Raw genomic sequence first — 17166 nt, 5'->3', positions numbered from 1 at the left:
CCTTGCGGGGGCCCGTATGCTTACTCGTAGTCCTTCGTTCCCTCCATGCCGACACAGCCATCTTTGACCTGGATGCAGCGCATCGTCTGTCCCTCGGACAGCGTGACGCCGCCGGAGGGATAGGCCGCCGCGGTGTGGCTATAGCGGGGATTGGTTCCGTCCAGCGTGTACAGATAATTCTTTCCGCTGGCTCCCGTGATCGTCGCCACATGGGTGGAAACGCTGATCGCTGGCGCATCCAAAATTGCGTCCGCACTTCCGCAAACCGCAATTCCGTCACCTTTGGTGCCCAGGACAAACGCATCATAGTAGGTAACCCCCTGCACCACAGGCCCGGAAAAGCCCTGCACCTTGGTCAGCACGTCATACTGCTGCATCTTCACCGGGTCCACGGTGCTCCCCTTGAACTTGATCATGAAGTACACGCCATTGGGGAGATAGCTCTTGGTGACCGGGATCACCTTCACACCGTCCACCTCGCCCACAACGCCGCGGGAGAGCGCCATGTTTCCGGTTTTCTCCAGTGCCAGGAAATCCGGATTCTGCTTGAGGAGCTTGTAGTACTCCGTGGGAATGTACATCGTCCGATTTTCCAGCGGAACAAACGCATCCGTCATCTTGGCATTGGCGTCAATGATGGCCTCCACAATATTGGATTTTGTGGGGGCGGAGGTGAGTTTGTGCTGGATGTTGGCTCCCATGCACCACTTTTTCAGCCGGTATCTGTCCATACCGGGGACTGTCCTCTCGTCCAGCTGCCGGCGCAGCGCGCGGCCGGCGGATTTCTCAATGGCTTGGTCGGAGTTGTCCAACGCCTCAATCACAAAGGTGAACGAGGGCTCCTGCGTCATGGTCATCTCCTGGATGGTGTCTCCCAGGTTCTGGGGCGTGCCGAAGCGGTTATTAGCCGCGTTCCGGTCATAGGGCTGCTCGGGTACGGTGTCCACAGAGTAGACACGAATCGTCTTTGCGCCCACAAAGGAATAGTCGTTGCCGCACGCGGCGTCTGTGATGGACGCCTTGTGAAATCGCTCCGCAATTTTGTCAGCATACTTGATGGTATAATTGACTGCCATATTGACCCTCTCTTTCGTATCTGCGGAAAGGGCGCCGTCGTTCAGGAGTCAAATCCCCTCAGAAAATCATCCTTGCTGTTGCCCTCTTCACCGGCGGATTTCATGCTTCCGGTGGAGCGCTCCGCGTTCTTTTGGTTTTTCTGCGCGGCTTCCGCGGCGTGCTGATACCGTTCGGCTTCGGCTCTTGCCTGTTCCACCTGCCACCTTGCGTAGCTGGCCGTCAGGGAGAGCCCGTTTCTCACGCCGTCCCAAACCTCCGCGGGGATGTCCTTCGGCGCCTTTGCCGCTTCTGGAAATGTGTTTTGAAATTCCTGAATATCCGCCATCCGGCGGTCCTCATCGGACCGCTTTTTTGCCTCTGCCGCCTCCACAGCCTTCCTCTGGTCGGCCTCTGCGGCTTCCTTTGCCGCAACCGTCGCCTCCCGGTCCTCCAGCTCAACGGCTCTTTTGGCTTCCTCAGAGCTCATGCCCTCGGACTTTTTCGCCTCCTGGCGGATGTAGGAGATGTAGTCCCTCGTGTTCATGCCGGAACGGTTCGCGAACTGGCTGAACATGTCCATCACAGGCTTGAACTCGTCGTATTTCTCCCGCAGCCTGTCGTAGTCGAGCCCCTTCTGGGCAAGCGCGGTCATCTCCGCCTCATTCACGGTCCGACTCTCGCCCAGATGCTGCAGCGTCCAGGTTTTCGGGGGCTCCTCTGCCGGCCCTTCCTCGGCTTCTGCGGGCGGTTCCTGAGCCGGTTGCGGCTCTTCCCCGCTCTCAGCTTTCGTCTGTTCATGAGGCGCGCTGTCCTGTGTTGTTTCTGATGGGATCTCCGGCTGGTCTGCCGTGGGCTCCATGTCGTCCAGTCCCTCTAAAAAGCCGTCCGTGGTCTCGGGCGTCTGGTCCTGGGTGTTCAAAGTCTCTTCCATCTGATCACGCTTTCTCCGCCTGGTCTGGCGGCTGTATTTCATCTCCCTGGTGTGGGAAAGTGAGCAAAAAGAGAAAGCGCCAAAGGTCGGATTCCTCCAACCTCTGGCGCCAAGCGCTCTCGCTTATGATTCAATTTTCCCGGAGAGATCTTCCAATTCTCTCCCCATGTAGATTTTGGGGAACCACTCCATCTTGCACTTCCGGCAGTAAATCGGCGCCCCAAGCATCACCGTGTTACCACGGACCTGCTGCAAATTTTTCCGGCAGCGGGGGCAGGTAAACCATCCATTGACTACCATCGTCCAAAGCCCCCATATTCAATCCCGCCCCATCCCAGGGCGCTTTCGCCGCCTTCACCGCCTCCGTACACATCCTCCACGCTCTCAATCCCGGAAGACGGCAGGCGGCTTTTTGCCGCGTTCAGGTTTTCCAGATACGTCTGCCAGAAGAAATTCGCCTGGGTGGGATTTTCCTCTGTCAGCAAAAGCCCTGCAAGACCAAATGGGAGGACGTTCCGGCAGATATAGGCGTCCAGGTCCAGCTCATCCTCCAAGCTGGAAACGCTTGGAAGAAATGGGCGCTCCGAAGAGCCGTCCTCCACGCTCGGATAGGTCCCGCTGTACGGATAGACCTGGTCCAGCAGCGTGTTGATGATATTGGGTGTCCGCAAAGCGTACTCCTTCGTGTCCGCCGTGGTGGTGGAACCAGTGCTCTCGTTCTGGGCATCCATCAGGTGAATCGCCTGATCAAAGACGTTTTGTACAATCATCTACCGCCCTCCATCCTGTCCGGGGACCTGGAATGACAGCAAATTCTGAATGCCCTCCTCCATCGCTTTGGAGAGACGGTTCTCTTCCTCCCCCTGCGGTTCCGCCGGCGTGGGATTGCCGCTCTGCTGGGATTCGTTTTTCTTCCCTGCGGTCCAGGCCCCGACAATGACTCCGGCCATTGTCAAAAGTCCGCCGGCTGCAAAACAGATCAAAAGCTCCATCAGGCAAAATCACTCTCTTCCATGTTTTTCCCCATCTTCACGTTTACGTTCAGATCGCTTTTTGCCTCAATCTTGTCCTGGTAACCGCCGAATTTCTCCTGCTTCAGCAGGAAAATGCGGTAAGACACCATCTGCCTGTCGCTGTACCGCGGGTCAGAGGCAATCTGCTCCGCGATTCTGGTATAGGCCATCCGGATGGTTTCCTGCAAATGCTCGCTTCTGCGCCCTCTCCACCAATCGTCCAAGGTGCTGACGGCAGTTCCAAGAAACACAGCCATTCCAGCCTCTGTGTACAGCTTTCCCTCCTCATCGCACTGGGAAAAATACCGCTCTAGACGCTCCTGCAGCTCTTCCGCCGTCTTAAATTTCGCGGCGGTGCTGTGCCGCTGCTTTCCGTTCTCCGGTTTCTTTGCCATCGCACTCGCCGCCTTTCGTTTGTTGGAGCCGCCCCCGTCTCGCGCAACTGCGGGGCGGCATATCCCCCTTTGCGGGGGAGCTGTGAGTTTTTCGGCTTTTCTCACTTGCCTTTCGCCAAGAAATTCTGTAAGGACTTGCGCCCTGGCACGGGTGGAAGGCTCTGTTCCCCCAACCTCCGGTTTTGGAGACCGGCGCTCTCCATTGAGCTACACCCGTATATGTGCGCTTCTCGCTTAAATTGTCACACGCCGCATATCGGCCCCGATTACGGAACTCTGGCGCAGTTTTCAGCGGGCATTGTCATTCTCTCTGAGGACTTGCGCTACGCTCAGATCATCCGGGAGCGACCCGGCCTCTGGTGGAACATCGCGGCCCTGCCCCGCTTTAGCACTTAGGGCAACGTGCCCTTCGCTTGCTGTGACCTCCCCATTTTGGGGGTGCCTATGTTCCGCATGCCCCCGTCTTTCCGGGGTGTCAGCCACAGGAGGTGGGTGGCATTGATGGGAGATTTGGAACAAGTCTAGCCCTGTTCCTACAAAAAGCATGACAGCCATTTCATGAATAGTCAAGACCTGTTTTTGTTTTTCTTCACAAAAATTGTCTCCCGTTTTTGCTGCATATCCTCCCCTTTTTCCGACGGGGTTGTGAAGAGCGTGGGGAATGTGTGTGATATAACCTATCCCGTCTTCCGCAAACGCCCCCTGTTTTTCCGGCACCCCCAGGGGACTCTCACACTCTGTCATCCAGCCAACCTCCATCCTCGCCCAGGACCACCCACCGCCGCACCCAGCCCCGGGAGGAGTACGATCAGCGCGCCGCAGCGGGCGGTAATACACACTACATACACAGAAACGGCTCAAAGCGTTGAAACATAAAACAAAGCATTTAATGCCATTTAAAATTCAACGTCCTTGAGCCGTTTTGCTGATATCCGGATTTCTCTTGTTTTCTCGCAATCTTTCGGTTTTTCATGCACTTGCTATTTTTTTAATCATAGGCAGTCCGCATTTTATCAGAAAACCATATCACCAACAACCATACGCATGAATCACTCTTTCTCCCCCTTATTCCCCCCTCTTTCTTTCCCCCTTAAACCCCCTATCTATTACCCCCCTATTATCCCCCATAACACCGCCAACGCCGCCGCCAGAAATCATCCATAAAATTCACGGCGAATCAGATCAAGAATCCAGCCGTTGACGCTTTTCCCGTCAGCTTTGGCCGCGTCCTCAATCTGCGGCTTGACATCGACCGGCACAACCAGGGAAATCCGTGCGTAACGGTCCTTGTTGGCCTCATCCCATTTCCTGTTTGCCTGTTTCTTTGCCTCTGTATATCGCTGCTTTGCCATGCGCTCACCTCCAACTCATACACTTATTATATCCATATGCGTACACCAGCACAAGTGTACAATCTGCACAAAACAAACGACAAACCTTGGTACAGTTTTTTTCTGCATCCCACTTGACAAGTACACTTACACAAGTGTATGATTACATCATCCAAGGCAACCACGACAACCATCAAACAGGAGGTTATAACCATGACAACGTATTTTATGAACTGCAAAAATCTGGATGAGCTAAAAAAGGCATATAAAGCCGCCGCGATGAAATATCACCCGGACATGGGCGGCGATACGGCCACCATGCAGGCAATCAATGCAGAGTATGAAGCCCGTTTCGAGGTATTGAAGCGGTCCCAAAACGAGCAAGCTGCAGAGGATGCCACCGGACAGACAAAGGCCACGACGGAGAGCGCAGGCGACTTCATCGCCATTGTCTCCGCGCTGCTGAAATTGGACGGACTGGAGATCGAGCTTTGCGGCCGGTGGCTGTGGATTGGAGGAGAGACCCGGAAGCATAAGGATGCATTGAAGGCTGCCGGCTGCCGCTGGTCCAGTCAGAAAAAGCTCTGGTCCTGGCACTATGCAGAAGACGGCAGCCATTGGCACCGCGGAAGCAAATCTATGGCACAGATTCGCAGCAAGTACGGCTCCACCAGCTTCACCCGTGGCGGCGCTGGCTCCGATGCCCTTCCTGCCTGACGGGGAAGGGCCTGCGATAAGAGGAGGTTCCATCATGAGCTATGAACATCTCTTCCAACGTTACGGCAGCCCCAGCGATGAAGCGGATATTCGGCTGACCGGGTATCTGCTCCGGCCGGACAAGCTGAAAGAATACCAGATCAAACGGAATGATGAGACTGCCGCCCGGCTAATACTGGAGTGTGAGCGGACCGCGGAAACCCTTCGGGAGTACCGCCAAGCTCTGGCTTCCAGGTACGCCGCTCTGAACACGATGCCATATCAGGAGCGGCTTGAGATAGAACGGTACCGGTCTTACCGTGGAAATCTGGTGACGTATTACGTTCGTATCGTCAGAACTTACGAAGATGGGACTCAAGCAAAAACGCTTTCAGAAACATACCCAGGGAAAGAGCGCAGGAAAGCCATATCCAGGTTTGAAGAACTAAAACGCCAGCGCCCCGGCATTGAAGTGCTGGAGGACATTTCTCCTCAGTCTTGGGAGAAGTAAAAGAAAACCGCCCAGCAGGGCGGTTTTCTTAATTCACATACAATACACAGTATAGTAATAGACCACTTGAAACATAAAGAAAAAATCTTAAACCGTTGTAAAAATTTTTCGATCCGATCCAGTCCCTCCTTTAGGTCTTCATCGGAGTAGCAGTAGCTCAAACGCATGTAACCTTCCGTCCCAAAGTACACGCCCGGAATCAGTCCAACAAGCCCCTCCTGGAGCATTTTGGTACAGAACGCCTCCGATGCCATGCCATACTTCTCAATGTTGATGAACATATAGAAGGCACCCTCCGGCTTCTGCACCTCCAGCCCCATGTCCGTAAGCCGCCGGTATACATCATCCCGGCGCCTGCGGAACAACTCCCGGACACCGCTCACGTCCGTCTTCAGTGCCTGCACGCAGGCGGGCTGAACGTAAGAGGGTGCGGAGACCACAGCGTGCTGGTGGAAAATCTGCATCCGGTCCCGGATCGGGGTGTCCGCCATGCAGTAGCCAAGCCGCCAGCCAGTCATGGCATAGGGCTTGGAGAAGCTTTGGATCACGATGATTCGGTCCCGCATGTCCTGAAACTCGGCAAAGCTGTGGTAGCCGTCCGTATATACCAGCTCCCGGTACACATCGTCGCAGAACACGAAAATCGGCTGGTCCTTGAGCACTTCGTGGACGGCATTGAGCGTCTCCTCCGTATAGATGCAGCCTGTGGGATTGTTGGGAGAAGTCAGCACGATGGCCTTTGTCTTGGGCGTGATCACCGCGCGCAAGGCCTCCGGATCAATCTGAAAGTGGTTTTTCTCCGTGGGCAGGCTCACTGGCACTCCCCGCAGCAACCGGGTAATGGACTCATACAGGCCAAAGGCCGGCGTGGGGATGATGACCTCATCTCCGGGGTTCAAAATCGTGGAGAGTCCAATAAAGAGGCCCTCGGTGGCGCCAATGGTCAGAATGATTTCCTCCGGGTCGTAGCGCAGGCCGTGGGCTCTGGCCTCGTAATCAGAGATGGCCTGGAGCATGTAAGGGTAGCCATTGCCGGGGGGATAGTGGGTGTCGTTAGCGTCCAGGGCGGCCTTGGCGGCCTCCTTGATGGCGTCGGGAGTGTTCTGATCCGGCTCTCCGATAGTCAGGGCACAGGCGCCGGGGGTATCTCGCACCAGATATGTAAAGCGGCGGATGCCGGTGATTTCCACGCCTAGTACAGCGCTGTTCAAGGTCAGTTCCATGGGCTTCACCCTCCTTTTTGAATATGCACAGTATAGGACACCTGAAAAAAGTTGTCAACTTTTTTCAGCAAAAGGGGAACCTCCCAAGTGGGAGATTCCCCTTTTCAGATTATTCTGCCGGCACTTCGGCGGTGTAGTCCTCCACCGGCTGCTCCGCCTGGTTCCCAGGCTCTGCCGCATCCGGCGGAGCGACAACCAAGGGGGCACTCTCTCCGCTCCCGTCGGCCTTCTTCACCGTGGTGCCGCTGAGGATGCTGCTCCCCTCCCCGGTATGGTACTGAATGCTCACCTCATCTCCTACATTCAAAATTACAGCCAAGGGATTCTCCGCAGCGTTCACAGCATAGAACGTCTCCCCGTCCTCTAAACGCAGGAAGTAGTAGGAGTTGCCCTCCAGCACGGCGGAACGAATCTCCGCAATGACGCCGGATACCTCCGCCTGATCAGAGGGAGCCACATCCGCATCGTCCTCGTCCACAAGCCCGTTGTCTGCCAGGGTCTTGCGGTAGTTGGCCTCGCACTCCGCCACGGTACTGCCTGTCTCCACAATGTTATACTGCTGGACATTGACCATGGCATACATCTTCACCAGGCCGTCCTCGCCCTTCAGGGCCATAAAGTAGGTGGGCTGATCGGCGATATTCAGCAGCAGGGGCTCCGTGGCGGTATAGCGCATCTGCTGGACCTGGCTCTGGGCGCTGGCCTGGGCGGAGGTCTCCGTGGCGCCGGCCACGGAATAGAAGCGAGTCTCCTTCGTCCGCTGGTTGGAGAGGATGAAGCCGATGTTGGACTGATCCGAGGTGACGGAGGTCACACCCGTGTACATATAGACATCGTCACCGATGGCAATATAGTTGTGCAGAGGCGTCGTCAGTGTCACGCCCCGCTGGCCGAACAAGGAGTTGAGGAAACCGTTGTGGTACATGCCGTAGTAATCGTACTGCTCCATAATGAGCTGCGCGTCATACACGTGGTCCACCCAATTGGGAACCTCCTCATAATACTCGCTCTCGCCGGTGACAGCATTCACCAGCACAGCGCCCCGGATGTCTGTACCGCCGAAAAGTCCGATGGTCTTGACCATCCGCGAGCAGATCCAGTAGGGAGTGCCCTCTTCGTCGATCTCAAAGACCGGCTCATCAAACATATAGGTGGGGTAGTGGAACCGCAGGTGGCGGTACAGATTCCGGCCGAAATGCTCTGCCGTTGTGTACTTCATTCCCTCCTTCAGGCGGACCACCTCCGCCTCCTGAGTCACCATGTCGATGACCAGATAGGCCGGCAGGCCCTCGGAGCGGTTTGTAAACCACTTAACAATATCTCCGTATGCCAAGGATGTCACCCGCACCGGGCGGCCCTGGTAGTTGATCTGCGTGTAGGAGGGCAATATCTCAAACTGGGAGACCATGTCCGCCAGCTCACCCAGCTTCCGGTTGCCCAGCCGCGCGGCGGAGTCCTCGTCCAGCATGGGAATCTGATCGTAGCTGATCTCATCCACCTCGGAGGCGAAGTCCCCGGTCTCAATGCTCAGCAGCTCGCTGTAGCTGCCCGCCCGCAGCACCACCCAGGATGTGACCGCTCCAATGGCAATAGCGGCGATCAGGGCAATGAAGGCCAGGAAAGGAATGACGCACTGTTTTTTCACAAAGCCGACATAGCCCTTGATTCCCTCCCCCTGAAAGCCGGAGGTCACAACCGCGCAGATACAGTATACCGCGCAGATTAAAAATGCGAATACGTAGAACTCCTCCGCATGGAAGTTCAGCGCCGGCAGTTCCACATAAAAATAGACCAGAGCGAAAACCAGGGTTACTCCCAGGTTGATCAGGGTCCTGGTGAAGGCGTTGCCGATGGCCTTGCGGGGTTTGCGGGGCTTTTTTGGCGGGGGTGCGGCCCCCTCGTCCTGAAATCCTCCAAACCCGCTGAAATCGCCCGGATTAAAGCCGCCGAAATTAAACGAAAACGGCATATTGTGTGCTCCTTTCTCCTTTTGCACAAAGTTAGACATATCATATCTGAAATTTGTGAATAAATCAAGGCTTCCCTATAAAATCCCACTTCATCCATACCGAAGGTTTCATGTCCAGCCAAGTACGTCATTTTTCTCCTTGAAATGACGAATGCCCATTGACGAAGCATCGCGATTTGGGGTATGATAAAATAATCATAAGGTTTGGCGTTTGATTATAAACGGAAAGGAAGCGACACCCCATGAATGAAAAAAAATGCAAGGTTCTGGCGGCGGAAATCCGGCTGGAAACCCTGCGGGTTATTCACTCCTTGGGCTTTGGCCACGTGGGCGGCTCCATGGACCTAGCAGACCTGATGGCCGTTTTATACGGAGAGGTCATGCGGTTTGATCCCAAGAATCCCCGGTGGGAGGATCGGGACTGGCTGGTGCTCTCCAAGGGGCACGCCGGCCCGGTGGCCTATGCCACGTTTGGTCTGATGGGCTACTATCCCATGGAGGATGCCTATACCCTGAATCAGCCGCACACCCGGTTCCCCAGTCACACGGACCGCAAGCTCACCCCCGGCGTGGACCTGACCACCGGTTCCCTGGGCCAGGGCGTCTCCACCGCTACCGGCGCGGCTCTTGCAAACCGGATTGACGGCCGGGATAACCACGTGTTTTGCGTCATTGGTGACGGTGAAGCTGACGAGGGACAGGTCTGGGAGGCATTCCATTTCGCCTTTGCCCACAAGCTGGACAATATCGTTTATATCATCGACAACAACGGCTATCAGCTGGACGGCTCTACCCGGGATATCCTGGATCACGGCGATATCGCGAAAAAGGCGGAGTCCTTTGGGCTGTACACGCAGCAGATCAACGGCCATGATGTGAAGGCCATCTATGACGCCATTCAGAACGCCTATGCCAGGAAGGGCGTGCCCAGCTGCATCGTGCTAAACACCGTCAAGGGCAAGGGCGCCATCTTTGCCGAGCCCAAGTGCGAGCACTCCTCTCAGCCCAAGGAAGATGTTTGGGCCGAAGCTCTGGCTGCTGCGGAGCAGGCTCTGGCTGATATCAAAAACGCTTAAGGGGGCATAACCATGGAGATCAAAATCATTGGCAAACACGAAAAGGATTCCCGCGCCTGCCGGGATGCCCTCGCTTTGACCCTCAATGACATGATGGCACAGGACAAGTCCATCTGCTATGTGGACTGCGACCTGATGGGCTGCATCAACACCAAGCAGCTGCGGGCCAACTATCCTGACCGTGCCTTCGAAGCCGGAATCGCCGAGGCCAACGGCGCCGGTGTGTCCGCGGGCCTTGCCGCCGCCGGAAAGACCGTGTTTTTCCATTCCTTCGGCACTTTTTCCTCCCGCCGCTGCTACGATCAGATCTATATGTCTGCCGCCTACGCTGGACTGACCGTACACGTTTTAGGGTCCGACCCCGGTGTGACCGCTGCCTATAACGGCGGCACCCATATGCCTTTGGAAGACGGCGCCATGTACTGCTCCATTCCGGAGGCCACCGTGCTGGATGCAGCGGACTATGTTCAGCTCAAAAGCATTGTCAGCCAGCTGCCGGGTATCCGGAAGGGCGTCACCTATACCCGGTTTCCCCGCAAGGACGTGATTCAGGTTTATGGGGACGGCACTCAATTTGAGATTGGCAAAGGTGTGACGCTGCGTCAGAGCGGCGAGGACGCTGCCACGGTCATCGCCTCCGGAATCCTGGTGGACGAGGCTCTCAAGGCCCAGGAGCTCCTGGCGTCCGAGGGAATCGCGGTGCGGGTCATTGATATGTTCACCTGGAAGCCCCTGGACGAGGCCCTGGTGGTGAAGGCCGCCGCCGAGACCGGCGCCATTGTCACCGCGGAAAACCACAATGTAACCTGCGGCCTTGGCAGCGCTGTCGCGGGCTGTCTCGCCCGGAACCATCCTACGGTGCAGGAATTTGTGGGTGTGCAGGACACCTTTGGTCAGGTAGGCCCTCAGAGCTTTCTCATGGACGAATACGGCCTCCGCGCCGCCAATATTGTGTCGGCTGTCAAAAAGGCCATTGCGCGGAAATAACGGCGAATCAAACTGCAAGAAAGCGGGCAGCAAGCTGTCCGCTTTCTTGATGCACAGTCCCTGAACGCTCCGCCACAGCCACGGTGCGCTCTTGATAACTGGCTATCTTGATGCCGCAGTTTCTACAGGAAATCAGCAATGACATCCAGCAGGTGGGCGGGGTCTAGCTGTTTTCTGGTAAAGAGTGCAGCCAGCCGCAGCGTAAAGAGAAAGCTGGTAGAGATATCCGGCAAAATCATCACTTCCTCATCCACTCCGTTTTGGACCTGGAAAACCCGCAGTCCAAACGCCCGATACGTCCCCAGTTCCGGAGAGGTCACTTCACTTTGTATCGGAAGATACTGGAACATCGCCATCCGCCTCCTTCACAATTTCCGCCGCATTGATCTGGAACTTTGCCATCAAACGGAGTGTATCATTGAGATCTGGCTCTGATTCTCCACTCTCAATTTTCTGATACCAACGTTTGGTACGGCCGAGAAAATCGGCAACTGCCTGCTGCTTCATGTCAGACTTGATCCGTCCTTGATATAGGGCGCTGGCAAAGCAATGGTTGATTTTTCTTTTCATCGTTTCTTTCCTCCTTTTAAAAGGAAGAATATTCCAAAAACGTACCAAATGTCGACGTCTCTCGCGTTCGCTTTGTGAAAGCTGTCGAATCTTGTCGATTTCTCTTGTTGGAAATAGAATATAGATTTAGGCGTGGTCGTCCTCTCTTTGACCAGCTTTCCCGCTTGTTTGCTCTCTGCCCCTTTGCCGTCTCCCAATAATCAAGCGCCCTATGTTGCAATCAACATAGGGCGCTTTTCATCGTCCAATCTACTGCATAAGGCCGCAGATTTGTATATTGGGGATAGCGCTGCTCACCGGGATGAAGTTGCCGCTCCGCGGTCGTTTTCTCCATCCACAAGCCATGTTTGGAATGGGTGAAACCCACAAGCAAAGTGAACCTCAGTTCTGTTTTACCATGTCGTTCTTGGGGACATCTCTATTCCACTTTCCATCCATGATAGGACCAGCGGCCACTCTAACAATCGCATTTTTTCCGCCGCGCAGACGATCTGTTGCCCAGAGCGCCCGCACACTGGCATATCTACATTCCCGCGATCAGCATTCTCCACATAAGACCTCGCTTTGGAAACGCAATTCCGGATGCATTCCTCTTAAGTGACCTCTGTTTCATTCAGAACAATCGCGCGGACAGCCTCCATCAGATCCACCACTGCAGAGCGAGCCACTAGGGACACCGGCTCTCCATCCACCACGGCCAGACAGCTGGCGCCGTCATACCGGTAGAATTGCATCTGAACTTGCGGGAAGGCTTTGCTGTCCAAATGGACTGTAAGTTCGATCTCCTGCCGCGATTTGGCGGCTTCGTCGGTGAATTCCACCGCTGTCACCCCTTCCAGCGCACGCTGTAGATTTGTGATATCTAGCTCTTCATCTCCATAGAACCAAAGCCGGTCCTCACCGTCGCCCTTTGAGGTGATGGTGTAGTCCAAGCCATCCAGAGCGATATCCAGCTGAGAGACCCCATCAAAGTCCGCCCAGAATACCTGGGTGTGCCGGAGATCATTATAGGAGGCAGCCATTAGGGTCTCGTATTCCTCTCCGCTGATCTGATATACAATCTGAGAATCCCCTACCCTGGCATAGGCAGTGATCTCCGACAAATCATCCTCCGGTTTCTCCGCGGTCTTGGCTGCCTCCCGTTCCTGCGGGTCCCGGCTGATGTGGAGGACAAAGGTACCCGATGCGGCCTCACCCGTTTCATTTTCGCAGGTATACTCCGCCGTGATGGTTAATTCCGGATTGTCCAGGCCATAGGCCGAGAGTTCCTGATCGGTGGCGTGGTAGGTCACATAATCGGTGAGCCCCAGATACTTAAGCGCGTCCAGATAGCTTTCCACACGGTCTGTGTCCAGGGGAAGAATCTCTCCTCCCCGCTGGGTGAAATAGACATCTATGGCGCTATATGAGGAGGAGTTGTCTTTTTGATAGAAGAGGCTCTCCTCCACGCTGCCAGAAACGGTCAACCGGGTCACCTGGTTCCAGTTGGGAGTCTCATCATGCTCAATGAAATCGCTGAGCTCTGCGGCAAAAGTGTCCAGTGGGTCTGCAACCGCCAGATAAACCTTTCCGTCCCCGGTGGAGACATACCGCTGTTGGTCCATGGTGCTGTAATCCCCCAGCTGGATCACATAGGTCTGGTCCTCCGTGGTCATCTCAATGGTGCATACCGGGTTGTCCAGCCCGTATTGGCTCAAATCCTCCGGCTGCGTGATGACAAAGGCTGCACGGAACGAGCGGAATGTCTCCAGCAGTTCCTGCATGCTGTCCCCACTGACTGGGAATGCCTCGTCGCTGTCGTAAATCCAAGGTCCATCCCGATGGAAAGACAGGGTTTCTCCGTCGTATTCCCAGGAGAGGGAGCGGACCGTGTCCGGATCAATTTCCAAGACGGTCTCCCCGCTGGATGCAATCTGTTCCTGGCGCTCCTCCTGGTGGAGAGCCCACACGGCTGCGGCACAGGTCAGCGCCAGGACTCCTGCCAGGATGTAGAGCCGTTTAACACGGTACATTTTGATTCCTCCTTCTTACCAGGATCACAGCAACCCCCATTCCCAGATAGGCCAGGGGGCAGACGCCGATCATCACGGTTTTCAGCAGCGAGGAGGTAGACTCGCTGATGGTGAGGTAGTTGTAGTCCAGGGACTTGCTGCGGATGGCCATCGCCTCACTTTCGCCCACCAGAGAGGAAAGGGCATTCATGGCCAGATTCACATTGGCCCCGGAGGAATAGGCGTTGTACAGGTCCTCCAGAAACACGGAGGAGGCAAACCAGATGATCTCGCCGCCTCCGCTGTCCTCTATGGAGAGCGCCACGGCAAAGGGGCCGTCCGTGTCCCCCTCCTCCTTTTCATAGGTGGCCAGCTCATAGCCCGCCGCCTTGCTGAAAGAGGATTCCGAGGTGGTAAGAAGCGCACTCACCGTTCCCCGGCTGTTCCCACCTGAGACCGTCAGGCCCTGAGAGATCGGGAGGATGGGATAGTAGCTGCCCTCCATCAAGGGATCGGTGACAGGACTAGCTGCCATATCCGGCAGAAGAACATACGGCATCTGGAAGGCGTAGTGCTCCCGGTCCTCCTCCACCACGATGCCGTCAACGCTCTCCACACCATAATCGTTGAGAAGTCCATACAGGTTCTCCAATGTTCCGCTCTCCGTGGGGCCAGCAATAACCAGCAGCTTCCCGCCGCCGGCAACATAGTCGGAGAGCATCTCCGCCTCTGTCTCCGAAAGATCGCTGGACGGTGCGTAAACCATCAGGCAGGCCGCATCCTCCGGCACTGCATCTGCAGTCAGCAGGGACAGCGTTTGTGTCTCCAGATTGTCCTTTTCGATCTGGTCCCGGAAAGTATCGGGAAACGCTGCCTCACCGTGACCCTCCAGCAGGTACACCTGAGGCAGTTCCTCTCGAACCACATAGTCAATGGCTGAGGTGATGGCTCCCTCTCCGTCAAAGGAGGAGGCATACATGTCCTGGATATAGATATCATGATAGCTGATAAAGCGGCTGCGGTCCCCGCACTCCACGATGATGCTGTTGTTGGGCACCTCCTCATCTGTGTACTGCTGGGCAAAGGTGGGGTAGACGTCGGGGTTTTTCTTTACCACCTGGATGTGACCGGAGAGGCTCTCGTACTTGCTCAGGAGATTTTCCACCACAGCGTCCTCCTCACCGGACTGTACCACCCAGTAGAGGGTCACATTCTCCTCCAGGGCATTGACCACTACTTTCGTATTGCTGGTGACGGAGTAAAGCTTGGTGGCACTCATGTCATATTGGGTCCTGGCGGCGGGCAGAGCGCTGACAAAGACATTAACCGCGATGAGAATGGCCAGTACTACTGCGGCGACGGCCAGGGAATAGGTGCCTCCCCGAAAGGCATTTTTTCCGGCAGCGCCGGAGGCACCCGGGATATGCGCATGTTTCATCAGTTGTACCTCCGTTTCTCCAAGGACTGCACTGCGAGCAGCAGGAAAAAGACTGTCACGCTGAGATAGTACACCACGGCCGTCAGATCAAACACGCCATTGACAAAGGATTGGAACTGTTCGAACAGGGAGAGCTTTTTCATGATGGCGGGCAGCAGCCCTTCAAACCAGGACTGGTTCACAAAGTAAGCCACTGTCAGCGCGGCAATCAGGACCAACGCGGTGCCGTAGGCCGCCGTCTCGTTCCTGGTCAGGCAGCGGACCAGAAGCCCCAGCAGCACCGCCAGCACCACCAGTGCCGCCAGGGAGCCAAAGGCGGTGGAGGAGGTATACTCCGCCAAGCTGACGCTGTAATAGTTGAAGAGAATCACCGCCACGCTGATGCCTGCCGCGAACCCCTGGTTGTCGGTGAGGGAGGAGAGAAAGACCCCCAGTGCCATCAGCGCCGCCCCCAGCAGGAAGAAGGCCAGAATGGAGCCGTATGCGGTGGGAAGATACACCTCACCAAATTGAGCGAAGATCAGAGGATAGAAGCTGATGATTCCCAAAGGGGCAAGATATACCGCTAGAAGGGCCAGGTACTTGCCCAGGATCACCTGGGCTGTGGTGATAGGCAGGGCGTAGAGGAGCTGATCTGTCTTCTGCCGCCGCTCCTCGGCAATCACCCGCATAGTCAGGATGGGAACGATGACTACAAAGACCAGGCTGCTGAAACTAAGAACGAACTCAAAGTTGCTTACCGCCGCCTGCAGGTTGTAGAGCATGGCTCCAAGGCCCACCACCAGCAGCAAAAAGGCGCCGAACACGTAGGCGGTAAGGGAGTGGAAATAGCCCCTCAGCTCATGTTTCCAAATGGCAATCATGGGTCTATCGCCTCGCTTTTCTCTGAGACGGCTGGTTCCACCGGCATAGTCGAAGATTCATGCTCCGTCAGCTCCAGAAAAACGTCTTCCAGGGTGGCCTTCCTGAGCGTCAGTTCCAGCAGAGGCCGGCCCCGCTCTGCAAAGGCAAAGAACAGCTCCCGGGAGACCTGATAAAGGTCTTGGCACTCCGTTTGAATACGGACAGAGAGCAGACCGTCTTCCCCCGTCTCCACCTGGCATTCTGTAATCTCATCCATGCCGGTTAGGATTGCCTCCACAGATTCCGGTGCTCCCTCTGTTGTCAGCAGAATTTCCTTGGAATTGCGCAGCCGACGCTCCAGACTGGCCGGATCGTCAAAAGCCACCAGCCGGCCCTTGGAGATGATCAGAATCTGGTCGCAGAGATTTTGCACCTCAGAGAGGATATGGGAGCTGAAAATCACGGTATGAGTCTGTCCAAGCTCCCGGATCAGGCCCCGGATTTCGATGATCTGAATGGGGTCCAAACCCACAGTAGGCTCATCTAGGATGATGACCTCCGGGCCGCCCAGCAGAGCCTGGGCGATTCCCACCCGCTGCCGGTAGCCTTTGGAGAGTGCGAAGATCCGGCGGTGCGCCACCGGTCCCAGACCAGTCTGATCCACCACCGCCTCCAGCTGCCGTTCCAGCCTTGCGCCTCGCACGCCTTTCGCCTCCCCCACAAACCGCAGATACTCCACGGGACTCTCACTGAGGTAGAGGGGCGGCTGCTCCGGCAGATACCCGATGCGCCGCTTTGCCTCGCCCGGCTGCTCAAAAATGTCGTAGCCATCAATGCGTACACGGCCTTCTGTGGCTGAAAGGCAGCCAGCCATGATGTTCATCGTGGTGGACTTTCCCGCTCCATTGGGACCCAGAAAGCCGTAAATTCGTCCGCTATCCACCTGGAAGTTCAGATCAGACACGGCCGTGTGGGTTCCATATACTTTTGTAAGGTGTTCAACTTCAATCAAGGGGGACTCCTCCTTTTTCTCAGGTGTTCCCCATTGTACCGCCAGGACTTAAAAGCAAGTTTAAAACCAGCCCTCACATCTTTCTCTTTCTGAATTTAAGGTTGTTTTTGGGTTCTCCCTCTAT

20 protein-coding genes and 1 tRNA gene are annotated in these 17166 nt (G+C 55.8%); 4 read left to right on the top strand and 17 right to left on the bottom strand.

Going from position 1 to position 17166, the window contains the following annotated elements:
- Positions 1–20: 20 nt before the first annotated feature.
- The 9 genes from KJS55_RS13235 to KJS55_RS13195 form a co-directional block, all read right to left on the bottom strand.
- A complete protein-coding gene (locus KJS55_RS13235) occupies positions 21–1076 on the bottom strand; it encodes a hypothetical protein (RefSeq protein WP_213543493.1) in 1056 nt (351 codons plus the stop codon).
- A 41-nt stretch (positions 1077–1117) separates the two neighbouring features.
- Positions 1118–1987, bottom strand: coding sequence for a hypothetical protein (locus KJS55_RS13230; protein ID WP_213543492.1), 870 nt, complete (start codon positions 1985–1987; stop codon positions 1118–1120).
- Positions 1988–2110: 123 nt separating this feature from the next.
- Positions 2111–2287, bottom strand: a complete 177-nt coding sequence (locus KJS55_RS13225) for a cysteine-rich KTR domain-containing protein (RefSeq protein ID WP_213543491.1) — start codon at positions 2285–2287, stop codon at positions 2111–2113.
- Positions 2281–2757, bottom strand: a complete 477-nt coding sequence (locus tag KJS55_RS13220; RefSeq protein WP_213543490.1) for a hypothetical protein — start codon at positions 2755–2757, stop codon at positions 2281–2283. Before KJS55_RS13220 ends, KJS55_RS13225 begins: the two co-directional genes overlap by 7 nt.
- Positions 2758–2979: a hypothetical protein gene (locus KJS55_RS13215; RefSeq protein WP_213543489.1), complete on the bottom strand. Its 222-nt coding sequence runs from the start codon at positions 2977–2979 to the stop codon at positions 2758–2760.
- Entirely contained in the window at positions 2979–3395 is a 417-nt protein-coding gene (locus KJS55_RS13210; protein WP_213543488.1) for a terminase small subunit, read from the bottom strand. The genes KJS55_RS13215 and KJS55_RS13210 overlap by 1 nt, the downstream gene beginning before the upstream one ends.
- A 143-nt stretch (positions 3396–3538) precedes the next feature.
- A tRNA-Trp gene (locus KJS55_RS13205) sits at positions 3539–3612 on the bottom strand.
- Positions 3613–3683: 71 nt separating this feature from the next.
- Positions 3684–4139, bottom strand: a complete 456-nt coding sequence (locus KJS55_RS13200) for a hypothetical protein (RefSeq protein ID WP_213543487.1) — start codon at positions 4137–4139, stop codon at positions 3684–3686.
- Positions 4140–4549: 410 nt separating this feature from the next.
- Positions 4550–4747, bottom strand: coding sequence for a hypothetical protein (locus tag KJS55_RS13195; protein ID WP_213543486.1), 198 nt, complete (start codon positions 4745–4747; stop codon positions 4550–4552).
- A 192-nt stretch (positions 4748–4939) separates the two neighbouring features.
- Between KJS55_RS13195 and KJS55_RS13190 the strand changes: the two genes are divergently transcribed.
- On the top strand, positions 4940–5443 hold the full coding sequence (locus KJS55_RS13190; RefSeq protein WP_213543485.1) for a hypothetical protein: 504 nt from the start codon (positions 4940–4942) through the stop codon (positions 5441–5443).
- A 34-nt stretch (positions 5444–5477) separates the two neighbouring features.
- The gene (locus KJS55_RS13185) at positions 5478–5933 is read left to right on the top strand and encodes a hypothetical protein (RefSeq protein ID WP_213543484.1); all 456 of its coding nucleotides are present in this window, start codon (positions 5478–5480) and stop codon (positions 5931–5933) included.
- Here KJS55_RS13185 and KJS55_RS13180 read toward each other — a convergent pair.
- Complete coding sequence (locus tag KJS55_RS13180) at positions 5915–7156, bottom strand: pyridoxal phosphate-dependent aminotransferase (RefSeq protein ID WP_213543483.1); 1242 nt, start codon at positions 7154–7156, stop codon at positions 5915–5917. The two genes, KJS55_RS13185 and KJS55_RS13180, sit on opposite strands and share 19 nt — an antisense overlap.
- 109 nt (positions 7157–7265) lie before the next feature.
- Positions 7266–9125, bottom strand: a complete 1860-nt coding sequence (locus KJS55_RS13175) for a CvpA family protein (protein WP_228300542.1) — start codon at positions 9123–9125, stop codon at positions 7266–7268.
- Positions 9126–9367: 242 nt separating this feature from the next.
- Here KJS55_RS13175 and KJS55_RS13170 point away from each other — a divergent pair, with 242 nt between their 5' ends.
- Both KJS55_RS13170 and KJS55_RS13165 read left to right on the top strand, forming a co-directional pair.
- Positions 9368–10201 (top strand): transketolase, encoded by an 834-nt coding sequence (locus tag KJS55_RS13170; protein ID WP_187030541.1) that lies wholly within the window; start codon positions 9368–9370, stop codon positions 10199–10201.
- 12 nt (positions 10202–10213) lie between these two features.
- A complete protein-coding gene (locus KJS55_RS13165; protein ID WP_187030539.1) occupies positions 10214–11188 on the top strand; it encodes a transketolase family protein in 975 nt (324 codons plus the stop codon).
- A gap of 122 nt (positions 11189–11310) precedes the next feature.
- On the opposite strand, the gene KJS55_RS13160 is transcribed toward KJS55_RS13165, so the two are convergent.
- The 6 genes from KJS55_RS13160 to KJS55_RS13135 form a co-directional block, all read right to left on the bottom strand.
- Complete coding sequence (locus KJS55_RS13160; RefSeq protein WP_187030537.1) at positions 11311–11538, bottom strand: DUF6514 family protein; 228 nt, start codon at positions 11536–11538, stop codon at positions 11311–11313.
- Positions 11510–11758 (bottom strand): helix-turn-helix domain-containing protein, encoded by a 249-nt coding sequence (locus KJS55_RS13155; RefSeq protein WP_187030535.1) that lies wholly within the window; start codon positions 11756–11758, stop codon positions 11510–11512. Before KJS55_RS13155 ends, KJS55_RS13160 begins: the two co-directional genes overlap by 29 nt.
- 593 nt (positions 11759–12351) lie before the next feature.
- The gene (locus tag KJS55_RS13150; protein ID WP_213543482.1) at positions 12352–13770 is read right to left on the bottom strand and encodes a DUF4340 domain-containing protein; all 1419 of its coding nucleotides are present in this window, start codon (positions 13768–13770) and stop codon (positions 12352–12354) included.
- On the bottom strand, positions 13757–15187 hold the full coding sequence (locus KJS55_RS13145; protein WP_213543481.1) for a GldG family protein: 1431 nt from the start codon (positions 15185–15187) through the stop codon (positions 13757–13759). The genes KJS55_RS13150 and KJS55_RS13145 overlap by 14 nt, the downstream gene beginning before the upstream one ends.
- Complete coding sequence (locus tag KJS55_RS13140; protein ID WP_213543480.1) at positions 15187–16050, bottom strand: ABC transporter permease; 864 nt, start codon at positions 16048–16050, stop codon at positions 15187–15189. The genes KJS55_RS13145 and KJS55_RS13140 overlap by 1 nt, the downstream gene beginning before the upstream one ends.
- Positions 16047–17042 carry an ABC transporter ATP-binding protein gene (locus tag KJS55_RS13135; protein WP_213543479.1) on the bottom strand — a complete coding sequence of 332 codons (996 nt, stop codon included), beginning with the start codon at positions 17040–17042 and terminating at the stop codon, positions 16047–16049. The genes KJS55_RS13140 and KJS55_RS13135 overlap by 4 nt, the downstream gene beginning before the upstream one ends.
- Positions 17043–17166: the final 124 nt, after the last annotated feature.

Origin of the sequence: Pusillibacter faecalis, from assembly GCF_018408705.1 — a bacterium.
GTDB classification, from domain to species: Bacteria; Bacillota; Clostridia; order Oscillospirales; family Oscillospiraceae; genus Oscillibacter; species Oscillibacter faecalis.
Note: the sequence above shows the minus strand (reverse complement) of the source record. Positions and strands in the feature narration are given on the sequence as shown.

Coding starts and splice junctions, on each gene's coding strand:
- KJS55_RS13165 (WP_187030539.1), top strand. CDS start 10,214: ATGGAGATCAAAATCATTGGCAAACACGAAAAGGATTCCCGCGCCTGC.
- KJS55_RS13210 (WP_213543488.1), bottom strand. CDS start 3,395: ATGGCAAAGAAACCGGAGAACGGAAAGCAGCGGCACAGCACCGCCGCG.
- KJS55_RS13220 (WP_213543490.1), bottom strand. CDS start 2,757: ATGATTGTACAAAACGTCTTTGATCAGGCGATTCACCTGATGGATGCC.
- KJS55_RS13145 (WP_213543481.1), bottom strand. CDS start 15,187: ATGAAACATGCGCATATCCCGGGTGCCTCCGGCGCTGCCGGAAAAAAT.
- KJS55_RS13185 (WP_213543484.1), top strand. CDS start 5,478: ATGAGCTATGAACATCTCTTCCAACGTTACGGCAGCCCCAGCGATGAA.
- KJS55_RS13190 (WP_213543485.1), top strand. CDS start 4,940: ATGACAACGTATTTTATGAACTGCAAAAATCTGGATGAGCTAAAAAAG.
- KJS55_RS13225 (WP_213543491.1), bottom strand. CDS start 2,287: ATGGTAGTCAATGGATGGTTTACCTGCCCCCGCTGCCGGAAAAATTTG.
- KJS55_RS13160 (WP_187030537.1), bottom strand. CDS start 11,538: ATGTTCCAGTATCTTCCGATACAAAGTGAAGTGACCTCTCCGGAACTG.
- KJS55_RS13195 (WP_213543486.1), bottom strand. CDS start 4,747: ATGGCAAAGCAGCGATATACAGAGGCAAAGAAACAGGCAAACAGGAAA.
- KJS55_RS13140 (WP_213543480.1), bottom strand. CDS start 16,050: ATGATTGCCATTTGGAAACATGAGCTGAGGGGCTATTTCCACTCCCTT.
- KJS55_RS13200 (WP_213543487.1), bottom strand. CDS start 4,139: ATGACAGAGTGTGAGAGTCCCCTGGGGGTGCCGGAAAAACAGGGGGCG.
- KJS55_RS13170 (WP_187030541.1), top strand. CDS start 9,368: ATGAATGAAAAAAAATGCAAGGTTCTGGCGGCGGAAATCCGGCTGGAA.
- KJS55_RS13155 (WP_187030535.1), bottom strand. CDS start 11,758: ATGAAAAGAAAAATCAACCATTGCTTTGCCAGCGCCCTATATCAAGGA.
- KJS55_RS13215 (WP_213543489.1), bottom strand. CDS start 2,979: ATGGAGCTTTTGATCTGTTTTGCAGCCGGCGGACTTTTGACAATGGCC.
- KJS55_RS13150 (WP_213543482.1), bottom strand. CDS start 13,770: ATGTACCGTGTTAAACGGCTCTACATCCTGGCAGGAGTCCTGGCGCTG.
- KJS55_RS13175 (WP_228300542.1), bottom strand. CDS start 9,125: ATGCCGTTTTCGTTTAATTTCGGCGGCTTTAATCCGGGCGATTTCAGC.
- KJS55_RS13230 (WP_213543492.1), bottom strand. CDS start 1,987: ATGGAAGAGACTTTGAACACCCAGGACCAGACGCCCGAGACCACGGAC.
- KJS55_RS13235 (WP_213543493.1), bottom strand. CDS start 1,076: ATGGCAGTCAATTATACCATCAAGTATGCTGACAAAATTGCGGAGCGA.
- KJS55_RS13180 (WP_213543483.1), bottom strand. CDS start 7,156: ATGGAACTGACCTTGAACAGCGCTGTACTAGGCGTGGAAATCACCGGC.